Source organism: Streptomyces sp. NPDC019443 (assembly GCF_044389785.1).
GTDB lineage: Bacteria > Actinomycetota > Actinomycetes > Streptomycetales > Streptomycetaceae > Streptomyces.
Genome location: NZ_JBIRYJ010000001.1, coordinates 922,772 through 941,076, shown reverse-complemented (window position 1 = coordinate 941,076; position 18,305 = coordinate 922,772). Strand labels below are relative to the sequence as shown.

Here is an 18,305-nt window from a genome sequence, read left to right as displayed (position 1 = left end):
CCGGAGCCCGAGAAGAGGGCCTCCGCAGGTTCTGACCTGTGAAGACCCTCAACACCGTCGGGACGACAGGATTTGAACCTGCGACCCCTTGACCCCCAGGAGTGAGAATCAGCGGGATTGTCGTGACATAACAAACTAATTCTGGCTGCGAGTTGTGCGTGAGCACCCGGCACGTTCGCTGCCGCGCACACCGTGTGGTCCCCAACTGGTCCCCAAATCCACTGCGCTAGCGGCCAGGCTTCTGCTTGAACACCGATCCGGCCGCATGGCCGCCGCCTTCGACCGCGCCGGCTACGCGGTCACCGAGATCCGCCTCGTCCTGGAGGAACCGTCGGGGGCCTGGGTACCGTCCCCCTTGGGGGCCCTGATCGCACGGAGGGGAAGCGCGCCATGGAACTGACCGAGGAAATAGCCGCATACCGTGACGGCAGGGGTGAACCCGGCCGCCTCGTGGGCGAGTTCCGGCGGACGGTGCTGCTCGCTCCGTTGGCGGCCGGGGCCGACGGAGGTCTGATGTCCGCCGTGCAGGGCGGCGTCCGCTGGCTGTACGCGTTCACGGACGAGGCGGCGCTCGCCCGCTTCACGCAGGCGCGTGGGGCCGGGGACCGGGAGTGGGAGTACCTCTCGATCCTCGGCGCGCGCCTGGTCGACGCGATCGTCCCGATGGTCGACGGGCCGGCGGGGGTCGCGGTGAACGTGGCCGACGACGACGGCTCGATGCTGTTCCCGCCGGTCCTCGGCATCGTGCCCGAGGCCTGCGCCGTCGACCGCACGGACGTCGCCTGATGGCGGGCGATCCGGACCTGGAGCTCTCGCCCGCGGCCGTCGCGGGCATCCAGAAGGGCCTGCGCGCTGCCATCGCGGAGCTGCGCGAGTCGTCGGACGCGGCGGGTGCCTCCCAGGGCGCCGGTTTCAGCGACCTGTCCATGACCGGCATGGAAACCGGGCACATGGGTGTGGCCACCGACTACGAGGACTTCTGCGAGCGCTGGGAGTGGGGCGTGCGCAGCCTTGTGCAGAACGCGAGCATCCTCGCGCGCTCCCTCGGCATCGCTGCCGGCTCGGTGTGGGAGGAGGACCAGTACATCCAGGGCGCGTTCAAGGTCGTGGCCAATGCCGCGTACGGCAATCCGCATGCGAGCGAGGACGAGATCGAGCAGAAGGCCTGGGGCGACATCTTCCGGGCCGACGTCTACAAGCCGGACTACAGCCCCGAGTCCTTCGAGAAGAGCCGCGAGGACAACAAGCAGACCTGGTCGGACACGGGGGACAAACTGTCCTCCACGGGAAAGGTCGGTTCGCTGAAGGACCTGCTGGACCAGGCCGACGGGGGTGGTAACTGATGGGCTGGAGGGACTTCGTACCGGACTCGGTGGAGGATTGGGCCGAGGACCGCGCCGAGGACCTCGGCGATGCCGTCGAGTGGACCGGCGACAAGGTCGCCGACCTGGCGGAGGACGTCGGTCTCGACGAGGCGGGCGACTGGATCCGCGACAAGAGCCGCTCCGCCGCGAACCAGCTCGGCGCGGACGTCGCGGAGCTGGAACTCGGGCAGACCGAGGACCCGAAGAAGCTGGTCTACGGCAGCGTCTCCAAGATCCGCGCGCAGGTCTCGCACCTAAGTGATTTCGAGCTTTCGTTCACCCTCGTCGGCAACGGCATCAAGTCCCTGCAGGGCGACGGTCTGAAGGGTGAGTCGGCGGATGCCTTCCGGGAGTCCATAGCGAAGGAGCCGCCGCAGTGGTTCAAGGCGGCCGAGTCCTTCGGCAAGGCCGCCGACGCGATGAACCGGTTCGCGGACACCGTGGAGTGGGCGCAGGGCAGGGCGAAGGAGGCCCTGGAGGAGTACAACAAGGCCAAGAAAGTCTCGCAGGACGCGCGGAACGCCTACAACAAGTCGATCGACGAGTACAACGACGCGGTCGAGGCGAAGAAGGACACCCTGCCGCCGAGGCCGTCCGAGAACTTCACCGACCCCGGCGTCCCGTTGGCCAAGGCCGCCCAGGACAAGCTCGACGACGCGCGCAAGCAGCGCAATGAGGTCGCCGAGACGGCCCGTACGGCGGTCCGCGGGGCCCGTGACGCGGCCCCGCCCAAGCCCTCGTACGCCGAGCAGCTCGCAGACGGCCTGGACTACCTGGATCTCGCCAAGACGCATCTGACAGGCGGAGTCCTCAAGGGCGCGGCCGGCCTCGTCAACTTCGCCCGCGCGGTCAACCCGACGGACCCGTACAACCTGACCCACCCCGCCGAGTACCAGACGAACCTCAACTCGCTGGCCGCCGGGCTGGTCACCATGGCCAACGACCCGTGGGGCGCGGGCAAGCAGATGCTTGACGAGTTCATGAAGGACCCGAACGAGGGCGTGGGCAAGCTCCTCCCCGAACTCCTCGGTTCCAAAGGTCTGGGCGCGGCGAAGAAGGGGGGCTCGGCCGCCCAGCACCTGGACGACCTGGACGGCCCGGGCCGCAAGGAGACGGACAGGAACGGCCCGCACCACGGCGAACGGCCCGACCCGGACAAGGCCAGTGAGGGCACTGACCCCGTCGACCTCGCCACCGGCCGGATGTACCTCCCGCAGACGGACGTGGTCCTCCCCGGCGCCTTCCCCTTCGCGTTCAAGCGGCGTGCGGAGTCCGGCTACCGGGCGGGCCGCTGGTTCGGCCCGACCTGGTCGTCCACGATCGACCAGCACCTGGAGATCGACGCCAAGGGAGTCGTCCTGGTGTCCGAGGACGGTCTCCTCGTCGGATATCCGCATCCCGCGCCCGGTGTGCCGGTGCTGCCGGTCTCGGCGTCGGGCCCCCGTCACCCGCTGGAGCGCACCGCGGACGGCGACTGGAAGCTGACCGACCCCCTGACGGGCGACGTCCGCCGCTTCGCCCCGCCGGTGGACGGCGGCGAGAACGGCGTCGCGCCGATCGTCCAGCTCGACGGCCTGGGCGGCCACCACGTCACCTTCGAGTACGACGAAAGCGGCACTCCGCTGGGCGTGGTCCACTCCGGCGGCTACCACCTTCGCTTCGAGACCGCCGACGGCCGGATCACCGCACTGCACCTGACCGGCGGCGGCCGCATCCTCGCGTACGGCTACACCGACGGGAACCTGACTGAGGTCACCAACTCCTCCAGACTGCCGTTGCGGTTCACCTATGACGACCGCACCCGCATCACCTCGTGGACCGATACGAACGACCGCCGCTACGAGTACGCTTACGACGATCTCGACCGGTGCGTCGCGGAAGGCGGCGAGGCGGGCCACATCGCCCTCACCTTCCGGTACCACGAGGCGGACCCGCAGACCGGCCACCGGGTGACGCGGGTGACCACGGCCGCCGGGCGCACTCGCCGCTACCTGATCGACGACCGGTACCGGGTGGTGACCGAGACCGACCCGCTCGGCGCGGTCACCCGGTACGCGTACGACGACCGGGGCCGTCGGATCGCGCACACCGATCCGCTCGGCAACACCACCCTCACCTCCCACGACGACGTCGGCCGCCTGGTCTCCTACGTCCGGCCCGACGGCCGGGAGGCGCGAGCCGAGTACAACGAACTCGGCCGGCCGGTCAAGGTCGTCGCTGTGGACGGCTCCGTCGTTCGCCAGACCTACGACGAGCGCGGAAACCGCACCTCGGTCAGCCGCCCCGACGGGACGGTCACCCGATTCGGCTACGACGAGCGCGGCCACCTCAGCACCGTGACCGATCCCCTGGGAGCGGTCACGCGGGTCCGCACCGACCAGGCCGGACTGCCGCTCGCCGTCACCGACAGGGGCGGCGCCACCACGACGTACGAGCGGGACGCCTTCGGGCGGGCCACGGCGGTCACCGACCCCTTGGGCACAGTCACGCGCATGGAGTGGACGGTCGAGGGCAAGCCGCTGCACCGGACCGGTCCGGACGGCGGCAGGCGCTCGTGGACGTACGACGGCGAGGGCAACTGCCTGACCCGTACGGACGGTCCCGAAGGCGCTACGGTGCACTTCGAGTACACCCACTTCGACCTGATCGCCGCCCGGACCGACACGGACGGCACGCGGCACGAATACGCGTACGACGCCGAGCTGCGGCTGACCCGGGTCCGCAACCCGCAGGGCATGACCTGGGAGTACGCCTACGACCCGGCGGGCCGGCTCGTCCGGGAGACCGACTTCGACGGCCGTGTGCTCGACTACGCCTACGACCCGGCGGGCCGGCTCGTCACCCGCACCGACGCCCTCGGACAGCGGATCACGTACGACCGCGATGCCCTGGGGCACACCGTCCGCAAGGACGCGGGCGGCACGGTGACGACGTACGAGTACGACGTGTTCGACCGGCTTGCCGTCGCGGTGCGCGGGGAGAGCGTGCTGACCCGGCTGCGCGACCGGGCGGGCCGGCTCCTTCAGGAGAAGGTCGACGGCCGCACCCTCACCTACACCTACGACGCCGCGGGCCGCCGCACCGGCCGGACCACGCCGTCGGGGGCCGTCGCCGTGTGGGCCTACGACGCCGCGGGCCGCCACGACGCCCTGACCACGTCCGGCCGACGGATCGGCTTCACGCACGACGCGGCGGGCCAGGAGCTCAGCCGCACCTACGGAGACGCCGTCACCCTCGGCCACGCGTGGGACGAGGCCGGCCGGCTGGTGGAGCAGCGGCTCACGGGCGCCGGGCAGGACGTGGTGCAGCGCCGCGGGTACACCTACCGGTCCGATGGAGTCCTGACCGGGATCGACGATCTGCTGGCCGGACGGCGCAGCTTCGAGCTCGACCCGCGAGGCCGGGTGACGGCAGTGCACGCCGAGAACTGGACCGAGCGCTACGCGTACGACGAGGCGGGCAACCAGACCTCCGCGTCATGGCCCGGCTCCCATCCCGGGGGCCAGGACGCCACCGGACCGCGCACCTACGAGGGCACCCGGCTGATCGGCGCCGGCCGGGTCCGTCACGAGTACGACGCCCTCGGCCGGGTCGTGCTCCGTCAGAAGGCCCGGCTCTCGCGCAAGCCAGACACCTGGCGCTACGAGTGGGACGCCGAGGACCGCATCACGGCCGTCACCACCCCGGACGGGACGCGCTGGCGGTACACGTACGACCCGCTGGGACGGCGTACGGCCAAGGAACTGATGACCCCCGACGGTCTGGAGGTGGCCGAGCGAACGGTCTTCACCTGGGACGGCAGTGTGCTGTGCGAGCAGACCAGCACCTCGGCGGAGGCCGACCGGGCGATCGCCGTGACCTGGGACCACCGCGGTCTGCAGCCGCTAGCGCAGACGGAGCGGATCCTGACGGCCGACCAGGAGGTGGTGGACGAACGGTTCTACGCCATCGTCACCGACCTGGTGGGCACACCCACCGAACTGGTCGACGAGCATGGCGTGCCGGCCTGGCGCAGCCGGTCCACGCTGTGGGGCTCCACGGCCTGGAACCGGGACGCCACGGCGTACACGCCGCTGCGCTTTCCCGGCCAATACTTCGACAGCGAATCGGGCCTGCACCACAACTACTTCCGCGCCTACGACCCCGAGACCGCCCGCTACCTGAGTCCGGACCCGCTGGGCCTGGCGGCGGCCCCCAACCCGGTGGCGTACGTCGCCAATCCCCACGGGTGGTGCGACCCCTTCGGACTGGCCCCCTACTCGGACAGCACCCGGGCGGCGCAGGGCGTCGACCACCAGCTCAACGAGGCGGAGAGCGGCAAGTCGAACCACTACCTGGAGGGCATCGGCGGGGACGAGGTGAAACTGGAGAAGTACCTGCGGGGCCATCTGCAATCGCCGGCCAACTACGTCGACGACGCGACCGGGGCGCGGATCATCATCGACCGCAGCCTCGACCCGTCGAGGCCGGTGGCCATCATCCGCCAGGACCATATGATCCACGCGTACCACATCGACCCGGAGGACCTCTCCAACTACGTGACTCCGCGAGACGGCAAGGACACGGCGAAGTGGCGGACACCGAAGGACGACGAAGTGAATGAGTAGCCGTAGCGGTACACCCCACGACCCCGTACCCGGCTGGCCGGGCTACCGTGCCGAGGCGTCGTACGACGCCGGCCAGAGCCGGGTCTTCCCGGCCCCCGTGCCGCCGGAGCTGCGAGCCCTCGGGGACGAGGTCCGGGCGGCCGACTGGCCGGTGCGGCTCGCCTTCCGTGGCTCCCGGATCGCGCTGCTCGACACCCTCTGCCGCTGGCAGACGCTGCGCGCGCTGGCGTACGTCCACCTGCTGGCCGCCCGCACGGCGGACGAGCGACTGCCGGCCGACCTGCGGGTGGTGCCCGACCCCGAGACGGCCGGCGATCCGGGGCTGCCCGAGCTGCTGGCGCGGCTGGAGGCGGCGGCCGTGGACCTCCCGGTGGACCTGTTGGACGCGGTCGTCTGCGACAGCGGCGGACTGCTCGCGGACAACCGGTTCGCGGCATCGGTGCTGGCCGCCGGGCTCACCGCCGATTCCCGGCCGGGGGGCCCGGACGAGGCGGTCTCCCGCGCGGTCGTGCTCACCAGCTACTGGTACGAGGTTCCAGAGCGGCGCGGCGCGCTGGCCCTCGCGTGGAGCGCGAACCTGTTCGTCCGTTCATGGCTCGGGTGGTCGCAGCGGTTCATTTACGGCGACCCAGCAGGTGGCATCGGCATCGCCGCCGACCCCCGCCCGCCCCGCCCCACGGCGTCCGCCCTCCCGGACTGGGCGGCCCCCCTACTGGACCGCATCGCACGGGGAGACACCGGATCGGCGCCGTGACCTGGACATCGAGTATCGCCCGCACCTTTGATGGGCAACCCATAACACCGTCACAAGCACCGACTACTCCCGGCAGGGGCGTTGGATGGAGGTGGCTGTGCGGGCACCGGCCTGCGAACGACGACAAGTGCACACGTCGACGGACCATATGGCGCACCTTGACTGGGTCAAGGTGCGCTTCGGTGCGGTCAAGTGCGCTGGTCCCCAACTGGTCCCCAAAACGATCAAGGGGCCGCTTCAGATTGCTCTGAAACGGCCCCTTGATCTACGACTTCGAAAAGTCGGGACGACAGGATTTGAACCTGCGACCCCTTGACCCCCAGTCAAGTGCGCTACCAAGCTGCGCCACGTCCCGGTGCCCGTCTGACCTGGGGTTTCCCCTGGCCGAACGCGCATGAGAACAATACCGCACTTCGACCGGTGGTCACGAACCGCTTTCCGCCGGCCCGCCGACCAGGCGCGACGCTCCGGAGGCCTTCCACGACAGTGTGATGCGCGTCATGGCTGGGACCGCCGACGCGTCCGACCGTGATCGCTTCGTCTCCCCAAGGGGGCACGGGCTGGCGCCGGCCGTCGGCACCGCGCTCGGACTGCGGGCCCCGCCGCGACCCACGGCCGGCCCGGCGGGATCGCGTCCGGACCACGGACCCGCGACTCGCGGTCGTACTGGCCGAGACCAGCAGAGACGGCTTCGTCCTGCCGGGCGGCGGCACCCGGAGCGGGTGATCAATGCGGGGATCCGGGAGCAGCTGATGCTCGGCGCGGGCGGCGGCATCGCACTCACCGGGATGCGGCCGATCATGCACACCTTCATCGGCCTCCTGGTGGAGCGGACCTTCGAGCAGGTGAAGCAGCCCAGGGCCTGGCTGACGCGGCCCAGCCGTGCACCGCGGCCCCGCCGTGCACCGCGGTCCCCCCGCGCGGTCACCCCGTCCGCTCGGCCAACTCCGGGTGCGCGTCCAGCAGTTTGCGTGGTGCCGCCTGGCGCCAGGAGTCGAGCAGGATCGCGTACAGCTCCTCCTCGTCCTCCAGCGCCGCCAGCCGCACCCGCAGCCAGGCGTAGTTGTCGTCGTGTCCCACGCGGATGAAGAACTTCTCCGGCTCGGAGGCGATCAGCTCCTCCCGGTCCTCCTTGGGGCACTTCACACCCATCACCTTGTCGTCGTCATCGAGCGAGGCGAAGATCTTGCCCCCGCTCTCCAGGCGAAACGTGGGCATACCCCAGGCGAGCTTCTCCATCGCACCGGGAAGCGAGAGCGCAAGTCTGCGTACGTCGTCGGCGGTGGCCATGTGAAGACCGTACGACGTAGCACTGACACTCGCCCCGCTCCGTGCAACCCCGGGCTCACACCGGGCTCTTCCGACCCATTGACCCCCTGCAAGGCGGGAACCTACGCTGTGCAACGAATTCAGAAAGCGCTTTCTAAACACCCGAGACGCGGTCCGCCCACCAGCACCGGGAGCGCAATGAGTAGTCGAAGAGCACGGCTCAGCCCAGGAGCACCGCTCAGCCGCAGGTCCCTCTCCCCCTTAACCGTCATCACGGCACTGCTGGCGGTCGTCGTCGCCCTCGGGATCGCCTCGCCGCCCCGCGCCGACGCCGCGCCCTATCGCGTACTGGTCTTCTCCAAAGTCACGAACTTCTACCACGACTCCATACCCGCCGGGATCGATGCGATCAAGAAGCTCGGCAGCGAGAACGGCTTCGACGTCGAAGCCACCGACGACGCCGCCGCGTTCAGCGACACGAACCTCGCGCGCTTCCAGGCGATCGTCTTCAACAACACCAACTCCACCCCGGAGAAAGGCGATCTGCTGGGCGCCGAGCAGCGCGCCGCGCTCCAGAAGTACATCCGGGGCGGCGGCGGCTGGGTAGGACTGCACGCCGCCTCGGCGAGCGAGCGCGACTGGGACTGGTACGAGGGACTGGTCGGCGCGATCTTCGACAAGCACCCGGCCGTGCAGACCGGGCGGATCAAGGTGCTCGACCATGCCCACCCCTCCACCAAGGGGCTTCCCGAGCTCTGGGAGCGTACGGAGGAGTGGTACAACTGGCGCACCAATCCGACCGGGAAGGTTCACACCCTCGCCCAGATCAAGGTGCGGGACGGCATCACCGGGCTCGACGAGGGTGTCGATCACCCCTGGTCCTGGTGCCAGAACTACGACGGCGGGCGCTCCTGGTTCACCGCGGGCGGCCACGCCAAGTCCGCTTTCCAGGAAGAGGGTTTCCTCAAGCACATCCTCGGCGGGATCCAGTGGGCCGCAGGCAACAAGCCCGGCGACTGCACCGCCACGAAGACCGGTGCCTTCCAGCGCACACCGCTGGTCACCAGCGATCTCGCCGACCCCTTCGAGCTCGCCGTCGCGCCCGACCGCCGGGTGTTCTTCATCCAGCGCACCGGCAAGGTCAAGGTGATCGACCAGCAGACGCTTAAGGTCACCACCGCGCTGGACTTCGCGTACACGCCCGACATGACGAGCCAGTCCGACGGTCTCCTCGGACTCGCGCTCGATCCGGACTTCGGGAAGAACAACCGGCTCTATCTGCTGAACTCCGACAAGACCGAGAAACGGCTCAACCTCTCGCGGTTCACGGTGACCGGCAACACGATCGACCCCGCCTCCGAGAAGCGGCTCCTCACCATTCCCACCTGGCGGGGCGAGGGGCGGGCCAACTCCCATATGGCCGGCTCGATCGCCTTCGACAAGAAGGGCGAGCTGTACATCGCGACCGGCGACAACACCGACCCGTTCGCCTCCGAGGGCTTCGCTCCGATCGACGAGGGCGAGGGGCGCCGTGCCTGGGACGCGCAAGGCACCGCGGGCAACACCAATGACCTGCGCGGCAAGATCCTGCGCATCACGCCGAAGGACGACGGTACGTACACCGTCCCCGAGGGCAACCTCTTCGCCCCCGGCGCCGACAAGACGCGTGCCGAGATCTACGCGATGGGGATGCGCAACCCGTTCCGGATCACGACCGATCCGCTGAGCGGCGCGCTGCTGGTCGCGGACTACGGTCCCGACGCGCGCGCCGCCAAGCCGGACCGCGGTCCTGAAGGCACCGTCGAGTTCACCCGTATCACCAAGGCGGGCAACTTCGGCTGGCCGTACTGCATCGGCGACAACACCCCGTTCAACGACTACGACTTCACGACCAAGACCCCGGGCCCGAAGTTCGACTGCGCGAAGCCGGTCAACAACTCGCCCAACAACACGGGCCTGGCCGAGCTGCCGTCGGCTCAGCCCGCCACGGTCTGGTACGCGTACTCGGCCTCCGCTCACTTCCCCGAGCTCGGTACGGGCGGCGGCGGGCCGATGAGCGGACCGGTGTACGACTACGACGCGGCGAACACGTACCGCACCAAGTTCCCCGAGTACTTCGAGGGGAAGTGGCTGAACTACGAGCTGACCCGCAAGTGGTTCAAGTCCTTCTCAGTCCAGCAGCAGGACCAGACATTCACCGATCCGCGTTTCGCACCGGCGAAGGCGGGCGATCTTCAGTCGATCAACCCCGTCTTCGGCGACATGACGTGGAACCAGCCCTTCGAAGCCGACTTCGGACCCGACGGAGCTCTGTACGTCATCGACTTCGGCCTCGGCAGCGGTACGGGACGGGGCGGCAGCAACGAAGGCTCGGGCATCTACCGCATCGACTACGTCGGCGACGGCCGGCTGCCCGACGCCAAGGCCACGGCCTCTCCCGACACCGGCTCGGTGCCGCTGACCGTGAAGTTCTCCAGTGCGGGCTCCGGACTGCCGGGCGGCAAGCCGGTGACGTACGCGTGGGACTTCGACGGGAACGGCACGACCGACTCGACCGAGACGAACCCGACCCACGTCTACCGGACGAAGGGACGCCTCACCGCGCGACTGACGGTCACCGGGCCGGGAGATCTGACGGGACTCGCCGTCCAGGACATCACCGTCGGCAACACCCGGCCCGTGGTGACCATCCAACAGCCGCCGAACGGAGGGATGTTCAGCTTCGGCGACACCATCCCCTTCACGGTGAAGGTCAAGGACAAGGAGGACGGTCGGCGGATCGACTGCTCGCGGGTGGTCGTCCAGTCGCAGCTCGGCCATGACACCCATCTGCATCCGCTGGACAACTACACCGGCTGCACGGGCGAGATCGCGACCGACGCGGGCGAGAGCCACGGTCCCGGCCAGAATCTGTACTACGGGATCACCGCGCGGTACGAGGACAAGGGAGCACCGGGCGTGCCCGCGCTCACCGGTTCCAGCTCGCTGACGCTGCGTACGACGTTCCGTGAGGCCGAGCACATGACCACCACCGGCGGCGCGCACGCCGGGGCGGTGGTGGCGAGCCGCGTCGACGCCTCGGGCGGTAGGCGGCTGGCCGAGATCGAGGACGGCGACTGGATCAGCTTCGACCCCGTGCACCTGAAGGGGATCGAGTCGGTGACGGTCGGGGCGGCCTCGGGCGGCCTCGGCGGGGACGTGGAGTTCCGTGCCGGATCGCCGACAGGTCCGCTGCTGGGCAAGGTGACCGTCCAGAACACCGGGGACTGGGGCAATGTCGTCTCGCCCACGACCGCCCTCAGGAACCCGGGCGGCACGGTGAAGCTGTACGCGGTCTTCACCAATCCGCAGTGGTCGGCCGAGAAGCCCGATCTGCTCGCCCTCGACTGGCTGCACTTCAACGGGCGTGGCGTCGAGAAGCACCCGGCGACCAAGGTCGCGCTGACGGCGACGCCCGCGACCGGGGCCGCACCGCTCGCGGTGCAACTCGCGAGCAAGGTCGAGCCGCTGCCCGGCCGCACCATCGCCTCGTACCACTGGGACTTCGGCGACAACGCCAAGCCCACCGCTCCTGAGGGAGCGACGGCGAGGCACAGCTACGCCCGCCCCGGTGCGTACACCGCACATCTGACCGTCACCGACGACAGGAGCGACACAACAGTCAACTACGTCCGAATCAACGTGAGTTGAGGGGGAAGCAGACATGAACGGCACGCGACGTGCGTTCATCGGTACGGCTCTGGGCGCCGCCGCGGCGACGGCCTTGAGCCGGCCGGCGTACGCCGCCGAGCGCGGCCGCCGCCGACGGCGAATTCCGCCCTCCGGCATCGGCATGCACCTCTACACGATGCGCACGCCCCTGGCGAAGGACTTCAAGGGGACCCTCGCGCGACTGGCAGACATGGGGTACGCGACGGTCGGGGTCAGCGGCCGGCACGGCAACAGCGCGGCCGCGATCCGGGGCATGCTGGACGAGACCCGTCTCAAGGCGGTGCTCGAGCATGCCGGCTACACCGTCGTCACGGGCGACGGTCTGCCGCAGGCACTCGATGACATCCACACCCTCGGCGCGCGATGGATCGTGGTGCCGAGCCTGCCCGGCTCGATGCACACTCCGGCCGGATTCCGGGAAGCGGCACGGCAGTTCAACAAGGCCGGACTCGCCGCCCGCGAGTCCGGTCTGGGTCCGCTGCTCTTCCACAATCACGGCCTCGACCACGAGGTCGTCGACGGCGAGAATCTGTACGACATCCTCCTCAATGAAACCGATCCGGAGCTGGTGGCCTTCGAGCTGGATGTCTACTGGGCGGCGAAGGGCGGGGAGGATCCGCGTTCGCTGTTCGTGCGCCACCGGCGGCGCTTCCCCGCGCTGCACGTCAAGGACATGGCTCCGGACGGCGGCTTCGCCGATGTCGGCTCCGGAACCCTGGACTTCCCGTCGATGTTCGACACGGCGCGCAGCGGCGGTGTGAAGCAGTGGCTGGTCGAGCACGACTCGCCGGCCGACCCGTTCGCGACCGCGCAGAACAGCTACACGTACCTGGCGAACCTCAGATACTGACGGCGTCCCGAACTGGGGCTCCGCCCCCAGACCCCGCGCCTCAAACTCCCCCAGACTCCGTCCGGGGGACCCCCACGAGGCTTGTTTTCGGGCCTCCGCCCCGAACCCCGCTCCTCAATCGCCGGAGGGGCTGAATTTCAGCCCGTCCGGCGATTGAGGACACGCCCGAAGGGCGTACCGGGGTCTGGGGGCCTGCCCCCAGTCACGGGAAGGGGCGGGCAGGGGAACAGCCCCGCCGGGCATCGGCTAGTCCTGCGCGGAGGCAGCGCCGAGCAGACCCCGGATATGCGTGGTGGCCTCGCGGAATTCGGGCCGCCCCATCGTCTCGGTGTAGTCGCGCTCGGCGGGCAGCCCCACCTCGATGATCTCGGTGATGGTGCCGGGCCGCGGGCTCATCACCACCACCCGGTCGGCGAGGTAGCACGCCTCCGAGATGGAGTGGGTGACCAGCAGCACTGTGGTGCCGGTCTCGCGCCAGATGCGGTTGAGCTCCATGTTCATCTGCTCGCGGGTCAGCGCGTCGAGCGCGCCGAACGGCTCGTCCATCAGCAGCACCGGCGGCTCGTGCAGCAGCGCGCGGCACAGCGCCACCCGCTGCTGCATACCGCCGGACAGCTCGTGCGGATAGGCGTCTTCGAAGCCGTCGAGTCCGGTCATGGCGATCAGTTGGTCCGCGCGCCCGCGGGCCACGGCGCCCGGCATCCTCCGCATCTCGGCCTGCAGCAGGATGTTGCGCCGCGCCGATCGCCACTCCAGCAGAGCCGCACGCTGGAACACGTATCCGATGTCGTGCCGTGGACCCTGCACCCGCTCGCCGTGCAGCCGGACGTCGCCTGTCGACGGCTCGAGCAGGCCGGCGACGAGTTTGAGCAGCGTGGACTTGCCGCAGCCCGAGGGTCCTACGATGGCGACGAACTCCCCCATCGCGACATCGAGGGAGACGTCGGTGAGCGCGGTGACGTCCCGGTTCTTCGTACGGAACCGTACGGCGACGTCCTCGATGCCGACCGCCGCGGTGGGCCCCTGGTGGCTGTCCTTGACCGTCACTGCCGGCTCCCGCACCGTCGTGTCTTCGCCCATCGTCATCCCTTCGGCGCGGTGGCGCTGTCCCAGTAGTCCGTCGCGGCCTTGGGGCTCTTGACCAGACCCGCCTCGGCGAAGACGTCGATGGTCTGCTGCCAGTCGGCGTCGGTGTTGACACCGGGTGCCTTGCCCTTGGTCGCCTGGGTGTGCAGCAGCGTCAGGGTCGTCTTGAACTGCTCGGACAGGACTTCCCTGGGCGGGAGTTGCTCGCTGGCGCCCTGCATCGCGGCGACGGCGGGCTCGGGCGCCTTCTCGGCGGCGGCGAAGGACTCGCTGACCGCCTTCACCATGCGCGCCGCGACATCCTTATTGCCGGTCAGGAACTTCTGGCCGGTGATGAGGCCGTTGGAGTAGAAGTTGAGCCCGTTCTCGGAGAAGCGCAGATAACCGACCGGCTTCTTGGCCTTGTTCTGCATGGTCGGGCCCTGGTCGCTGGCGTAGCCGAGCAGTCCGTCCGTCTTGCCGGAGATCACCGCGGCGATCTTGCCCGCGGGGTCGGTGTTCTGCACTTTGACGTCTGACTCCGCGAGGTTGTTCTTCTTCAGGAAGATCGGGAACGTCTTGGAGAGCGCGTCGCCCGCGGTGCCCGCGATGGTCTTGCCCTTGAGGTCGGCGGGCGTCTTGATGCCCTTCGACTCGAAGAACTGCACGGAGGAGGGCGTCGTCTGCAGGAAGACGCCGAGGCTCTTCACCTTGACGCCGGAGTCGACACCGGAGAGCAGCGCGGGGGTGTCGGCCCAGCCGAAGTCGGTCTGTCCGGCACCGGTCGCCTGGACCGTCTTCTGGGAGCCCTGCCCGGCCTGGATGTTGAGGTCGATGCCGTGCTTCTCGAATATCTTCTGCTGCTTGCCGTAGTAGAACGGCGCGTGTTCGCCGTACGGGTACCAGTTGAGCGTCAGGGTGACCTTGTCGAGTTCCTTGCCGGAGTCGCTGGTGGTCTTGTCCGAGCCGTCCTCACCACAGGCCGTGGCGACCAGGAGCAGCGGAACGAGGCCGATCAGAAGTCTGCGCGCAGTCATTGCTGGTCCTTCTCGTCAGCGTGGATCGTGCCGGTCAGTAGGTGGGCCGGTCGGTAGGGCGGTCGGCAGGGCCGGTCAGTAGCTGGTGGTGACGCCTGCCTCGCGGTGGCTGGCGTGCCACGGAAGCAGAAGCTTCTCGGCGATCTCGACGAGGACGAAGAGGATCACGCCGATCAGTGACATCACGAGCAGTCCCGCGAAGAGCATGGGGGTGTCGAGGTTCCCGTTGGCCTGGAGGATCACATAGCCGAGCCCCTCGTTCGCCCCGACGAACTCGCCGACGACGGCGCCGGTCACGGCCAGCGTGACGGCCACCTTGAGGCCGGAGAAGAGATGCGGCAGCGAGGCGGGGAAGCGGATCTTGACGAAGGTCTGCCAGGGGCTCGCGCCCATGGTCGACGACAGCTGGAGCATCTCCGGGTCGACGGCCTTGAGTCCGGTCACCATCGAAATGACGACGGGGAAGAAGGCGATGAGGACAGCGATGAGGATCTTCGGCGCGATGCCGAAGCCGAGCCAGACGACAAACAGCGGGGCTATGGCGATCTTTGGGACGACCTGCGCGAAGAGCAGGATCGGGTAGAGCGTTTTCTCGACGGTTGACGAGTAGACCATGATCACCGCGGCGAGCACGCCGACTGCGACGGCGATCAGGAAACCGAGAAGCGTCTCGTAGGTGGTCACCCAGGTGTGCTGCCAGATGTAGTCGGTCTTCCCGGTCAGCACATCCAGCGTCGCGCCGGGTGAGGGAACGAGGTAGGGCTCGACCAGTTCGGCCGCGGCGATCACCCACCACACGCCGAAGCAGACCAGCAGCAGCGCAACGGGCCGCCAGCTCTGCTCGATCGCACGGACGGCGCGCTCCCCCGCGCCTGGCCTGTTCCGCGTAGCAACTCCCGCCACTTTTCGGGGTGCCGCCTTGATGGCGCTCTGGCTCACTGTCGACTCCTCTGGGAAAACGCTTTCAGAAAGCGCTTTCTGATAAGGTGTCGCCACGCTAATGACTGCCTGTACGCACGGTCAATAGGTCGTCCCGAAGTTTCGGGGGGTGCAGTGAGTGAACGGCAAGCAACACCTGTCCATGTGACGCTGGACGTCGTCGCCCGCAGAGCGGGCGTCTCCCTGGCCACCGCGTCCCGGGCCCTCAACGGCACCACCCGGGTCCGGGAGGATCTGCGAAGGCGCGTGCGCGCGGCGGCCGATCTGCTCGGCTATATCCCCAACGCCCATGCCCAGGCGCTCGCCAGCGCCTCCAACAACACCGTGGGCCTCATCTGCCACGACGTCGGTGATCCCTACTTCGCCGCCATCGCGGACGGCGTGATGCGCGCGGCCGCCGAGCAGGATCTGCTCGTCATGCTCGCCAGCACCTTCCGGGAACCGGCCCGGGAGATCGCGTACGTCTCCACCCTGCGCGCCCAGCGGGCCCGGGCCATCCTGCTGATCGGCTCGGGGTTCCAGGACCGGGCCTGGGAACGGGCGCTGGCGGCCGAGCTGGAACCGTATGTCCGCGCGGGCGGCCGGGTCGCGGTCGTCAGCCGGCACCGCAGCCTGCGAGTGGATGCCGTACTGCCGGAGAACCGGGCCGGAGCCGCCGCCCTCGCCGGCGCCCTACTGGCCCTGGGACACCGGGAGTTCGCGGTGCTCAGCGGGCCGCCCGGGCTCACCACCGTCACCGACCGGCTCGCCGGGTTCCGGGAAGGCCTGGCACAGGCCGGGATCATGCTCGGGCCCGACAGGGTGGTGCGCGGCGCCTTCACCCGCGAGGGCGGTCATACGGCCGCCCGTGAACTCCTCGCCCGCTCCACCCGGCCAACGTGCGTCTTCGCGGTCACCGATGTGATGGCGGTGGGCGCGCTGGCCGCCTTCCGGGAAGCGGGCGTCCGGGTGCCGCAGGACATCTCGCTCGCGGGCTTCGACGACATCCCCCTCGTACGGGAGCTGACTCCCCCGCTCACCACGGTGGCGCTGCCGCTGACCGCCATGGGGCGGGAGGTGATCGCCCTCGCGCTGCGCGAGCCGCGCGGCCCGCGTTCGCGGGTGCTGCGGGTCGGCGGCGAGGTCGTCCTGCGCGCCAGCACCGGCCCACCGTCCATCCCGCTTACCGGAAGGACCAGTTGATGGACATCGAGCGCGTCGAGACCTTCGCGGTCGCCCTGCCCACCCGCCGCTCCTTCGGCGTTTCCGGCGGCGCGGTCGCCGTCGCCGGACAGCCGTCGCTGCGGGTGCTGGTGAAGGTGAGCGCGGACGGGGTGCACGGCTGGGGCGAGGCGACGCCCATTCCTGCCTGGACGTACGAGACCGCCGAGTCCATCGTCACCACGATCGACCGCTATCTCGCCCCGGCCATCGTCGGCCGGCCCGCCTGGAACCTGGACGCCGTCGACAGCGCCTTCGACCGGGCCATCAACCGCGGCTTCACCATCGGCGCGCCACTGGCCAAGAGCGCGGTGGATGTGGCGTTGCACGATCTGCTGGGGCGGGCCGCCGGGGTGCCGCTCGGCGTGCTGTGGGGTCAGCGCAGATCGGAGTCGATCGAGCTGGGGTGGATCGTGTCCGGGCAGTCCCCCGCCGAGGCCGGCGACAGCGTGGCGGAGGGCTCGGACGCCGGATACCGGGCGTTCAAGGTCAAGATCGGGCTGCACGACGAGGACACCGACGCGGCCGTGGTGGCGGCGGTGCGCGAACACGCGCCGGGTGCGCCGGTCTGGGTGGACGCCAACCAGGCGTACACCGTGGACGCCGCGCTGCGCATGGCGCGGCGGCTGGACGGGATCGGGATCACCGCCTTCGAGCAGCCACTGCCCGCCAATGACATCGCGGGGCTGCGGCGGCTGCGCGAGCACTCCCCCGTGCCGGTGGCGCTCGACGAGAGTCTGCGGCACCCCACCGATCTCGCGACCTTCGTCCGTCTTGAGGCGGTGGACGTGGCGATAGCCAAGGTGCAGCGCAGCGGCGGGCTCACGCTGTCGCGGCGACTGTGTGCGCTCGCCGAGGACTGCGGGGTGCGGCTGATGGGGTCCGGGCTGACCGACTCCGATCTGGGACTTGCCGCATCGCTGCATCTCTTCGCGGCGTACGGGATCGGCACCCCGGTCGATCTGAATGGCCGTCAGTTCATTGAATCTCCGTACGCGAGGCAGACGGTGCGGGTGGAGAAGGGAGTGGCCCAGGTGCCCGACTCCCCAGGGCTGGGGGTCGAGGTGGACGAGGCGGTGGTGCGTGAGCTGGCCGTCGACGTGCTGGAGCGTCGCGCGTGACAGCGCCCGGCGCGCGTGTACACCTGGGCGTGTTTTAGAAGTCCCTCCCCCAGAGCTTCGCCTGGGAGGTGCCCCCAGCCCCGCGACGCCTGGCACGCACTCCCCCAGCTACCGCTGGGAGGTGCCCCCACGCGATGTTGTCTCAGTCGCCCAAGTACGTCCAGTACGAGGGCGATCTCCCCCAGACTTCGTCCGGGGGTGCCCCCACCGCCTTGCGATTGCACGCACCAGACGCCGCAGGACCCGCCCTGCGGGCGGACGGCGCTACTTCTAAAACACGCCCTAGTCGCGCGCCCCTGGCACCCCTTGTGCGCTTCGCGCGCCGGGCAGCACTCCCGTACGCCGGTACGGTCGGCCTCCAAATCCGTCACCCCTGCCCGCAAGCGTT

12 protein-coding genes, 1 tRNA gene and 1 pseudogene are annotated in these 18,305 nt (G+C 69.4%); 9 read left to right on the top strand and 5 right to left on the bottom strand.

Annotated elements, in window-relative coordinates; genetic code table 11:
- The first annotated feature begins 390 nt into the window (after window positions 1–390).
- The 4 genes from ACH492_RS04240 to ACH492_RS04225 are packed head-to-tail and all read left to right on the top strand — an operon-like array spanning window position 391 to window position 6,725.
- A complete protein-coding gene (locus tag ACH492_RS04240; RefSeq protein ID WP_398982543.1) occupies window positions 391–786 on the top strand; it encodes a hypothetical protein in 396 nt (131 codons plus the stop codon).
- Complete coding sequence (locus ACH492_RS04235) at window positions 786–1,343, top strand: hypothetical protein (RefSeq protein WP_398982541.1); 558 nt, start codon at window positions 786–788, stop codon at window positions 1,341–1,343. The genes ACH492_RS04240 and ACH492_RS04235 overlap by 1 nt, the downstream gene beginning before the upstream one ends.
- Window positions 1,343–5,971, top strand: a complete 4,629-nt coding sequence (locus ACH492_RS04230) for a putative T7SS-secreted protein (RefSeq protein ID WP_398982539.1) — start codon at window positions 1,343–1,345, stop codon at window positions 5,969–5,971. The genes ACH492_RS04235 and ACH492_RS04230 overlap by 1 nt, the downstream gene beginning before the upstream one ends.
- Entirely contained in the window at window positions 5,964–6,725 is a 762-nt protein-coding gene (locus ACH492_RS04225) for a hypothetical protein (RefSeq protein WP_398982537.1), read from the top strand. The genes ACH492_RS04230 and ACH492_RS04225 overlap by 8 nt, the downstream gene beginning before the upstream one ends.
- 281 nt (window positions 6,726–7,006) lie before the next feature.
- On the opposite strand, the gene ACH492_RS04220 is transcribed toward ACH492_RS04225, so the two are convergent.
- A tRNA-Pro gene (locus tag ACH492_RS04220) sits at window positions 7,007–7,080 on the bottom strand.
- Between the two features lie 311 nt (window positions 7,081–7,391).
- Between ACH492_RS04220 and ACH492_RS04215 the strand changes: the two are divergent.
- Window positions 7,392–7,576, top strand: a pseudogene (locus tag ACH492_RS04215) (transketolase); the annotation flags it as partial.
- A 73-nt stretch (window positions 7,577–7,649) separates the two neighbouring features.
- Here ACH492_RS04215 and ACH492_RS04210 read toward each other — a convergent pair.
- Complete coding sequence (locus tag ACH492_RS04210) at window positions 7,650–8,015, bottom strand: MmcQ/YjbR family DNA-binding protein (RefSeq protein WP_398982535.1); 366 nt, start codon at window positions 8,013–8,015, stop codon at window positions 7,650–7,652.
- Window positions 8,016–8,192: 177 nt separating this feature from the next.
- Between ACH492_RS04210 and ACH492_RS04205 the strand changes: the two genes are divergently transcribed.
- A complete protein-coding gene (locus ACH492_RS04205; RefSeq protein ID WP_398982533.1) occupies window positions 8,193–11,684 on the top strand; it encodes a ThuA domain-containing protein in 3,492 nt (1,163 codons plus the stop codon).
- Window positions 11,685–11,697: 13 nt separating this feature from the next.
- A complete protein-coding gene (locus ACH492_RS04200) occupies window positions 11,698–12,555 on the top strand; it encodes a sugar phosphate isomerase/epimerase family protein (RefSeq protein ID WP_398982531.1) in 858 nt (285 codons plus the stop codon).
- A gap of 246 nt (window positions 12,556–12,801) precedes the next feature.
- Here the strand turns inward: ACH492_RS04200 and ACH492_RS04195 are convergent, their stop codons facing one another.
- The 3 genes from ACH492_RS04195 to ACH492_RS04185 form a co-directional block, all read right to left on the bottom strand.
- On the bottom strand, window positions 12,802–13,641 hold the full coding sequence (locus ACH492_RS04195) for an ABC transporter ATP-binding protein (protein WP_398982529.1): 840 nt from the start codon (window positions 13,639–13,641) through the stop codon (window positions 12,802–12,804).
- Window positions 13,638–14,657: an ABC transporter substrate-binding protein gene (locus ACH492_RS04190; protein WP_398982527.1), complete on the bottom strand. Its 1,020-nt coding sequence runs from the start codon at window positions 14,655–14,657 to the stop codon at window positions 13,638–13,640. The genes ACH492_RS04195 and ACH492_RS04190 overlap by 4 nt, the downstream gene beginning before the upstream one ends.
- A 75-nt stretch (window positions 14,658–14,732) precedes the next feature.
- Window positions 14,733–15,596, bottom strand: coding sequence for an ABC transporter permease (locus tag ACH492_RS04185; protein ID WP_398982525.1), 864 nt, complete (start codon window positions 15,594–15,596; stop codon window positions 14,733–14,735).
- A 144-nt stretch (window positions 15,597–15,740) separates the two neighbouring features.
- Between ACH492_RS04185 and ACH492_RS04180 the strand changes: the two genes are divergently transcribed.
- Together ACH492_RS04180 and ACH492_RS04175 are read left to right on the top strand one after the other, a co-directional pair.
- Entirely contained in the window at window positions 15,741–16,778 is a 1,038-nt protein-coding gene (locus ACH492_RS04180) for a LacI family DNA-binding transcriptional regulator (RefSeq protein ID WP_398983310.1), read from the top strand.
- Complete coding sequence (locus ACH492_RS04175) at window positions 16,778–17,917, top strand: mandelate racemase/muconate lactonizing enzyme family protein (RefSeq protein ID WP_398982523.1); 1,140 nt, start codon at window positions 16,778–16,780, stop codon at window positions 17,915–17,917. The genes ACH492_RS04180 and ACH492_RS04175 overlap by 1 nt, the downstream gene beginning before the upstream one ends.
- The last annotated feature ends 388 nt before the right edge of the window (window positions 17,918–18,305 follow it).

Bases quoted from the DNA above. Each gene is read 5' to 3' on its own strand.
- ACH492_RS04240 (WP_398982543.1), top strand. From the start codon at position 391: ATGGAACTGACCGAGGAAATAGCCGCATACCGTGACGGCAGGGGTGAA.
- ACH492_RS04235 (WP_398982541.1), top strand. From the start codon at position 786: ATGGCGGGCGATCCGGACCTGGAGCTCTCGCCCGCGGCCGTCGCGGGC.
- ACH492_RS04230 (WP_398982539.1), top strand. From the start codon at position 1,343: ATGGGCTGGAGGGACTTCGTACCGGACTCGGTGGAGGATTGGGCCGAG.
- ACH492_RS04225 (WP_398982537.1), top strand. From the start codon at position 5,964: ATGAGTAGCCGTAGCGGTACACCCCACGACCCCGTACCCGGCTGGCCG.
- ACH492_RS04210 (WP_398982535.1), bottom strand. From the start codon at position 8,015: ATGGCCACCGCCGACGACGTACGCAGACTTGCGCTCTCGCTTCCCGGT.
- ACH492_RS04205 (WP_398982533.1), top strand. From the start codon at position 8,193: ATGAGTAGTCGAAGAGCACGGCTCAGCCCAGGAGCACCGCTCAGCCGC.
- ACH492_RS04200 (WP_398982531.1), top strand. From the start codon at position 11,698: ATGAACGGCACGCGACGTGCGTTCATCGGTACGGCTCTGGGCGCCGCC.
- ACH492_RS04195 (WP_398982529.1), bottom strand. From the start codon at position 13,641: ATGACGATGGGCGAAGACACGACGGTGCGGGAGCCGGCAGTGACGGTC.
- ACH492_RS04190 (WP_398982527.1), bottom strand. From the start codon at position 14,657: ATGACTGCGCGCAGACTTCTGATCGGCCTCGTTCCGCTGCTCCTGGTC.
- ACH492_RS04175 (WP_398982523.1), top strand. From the start codon at position 16,778: ATGGACATCGAGCGCGTCGAGACCTTCGCGGTCGCCCTGCCCACCCGC.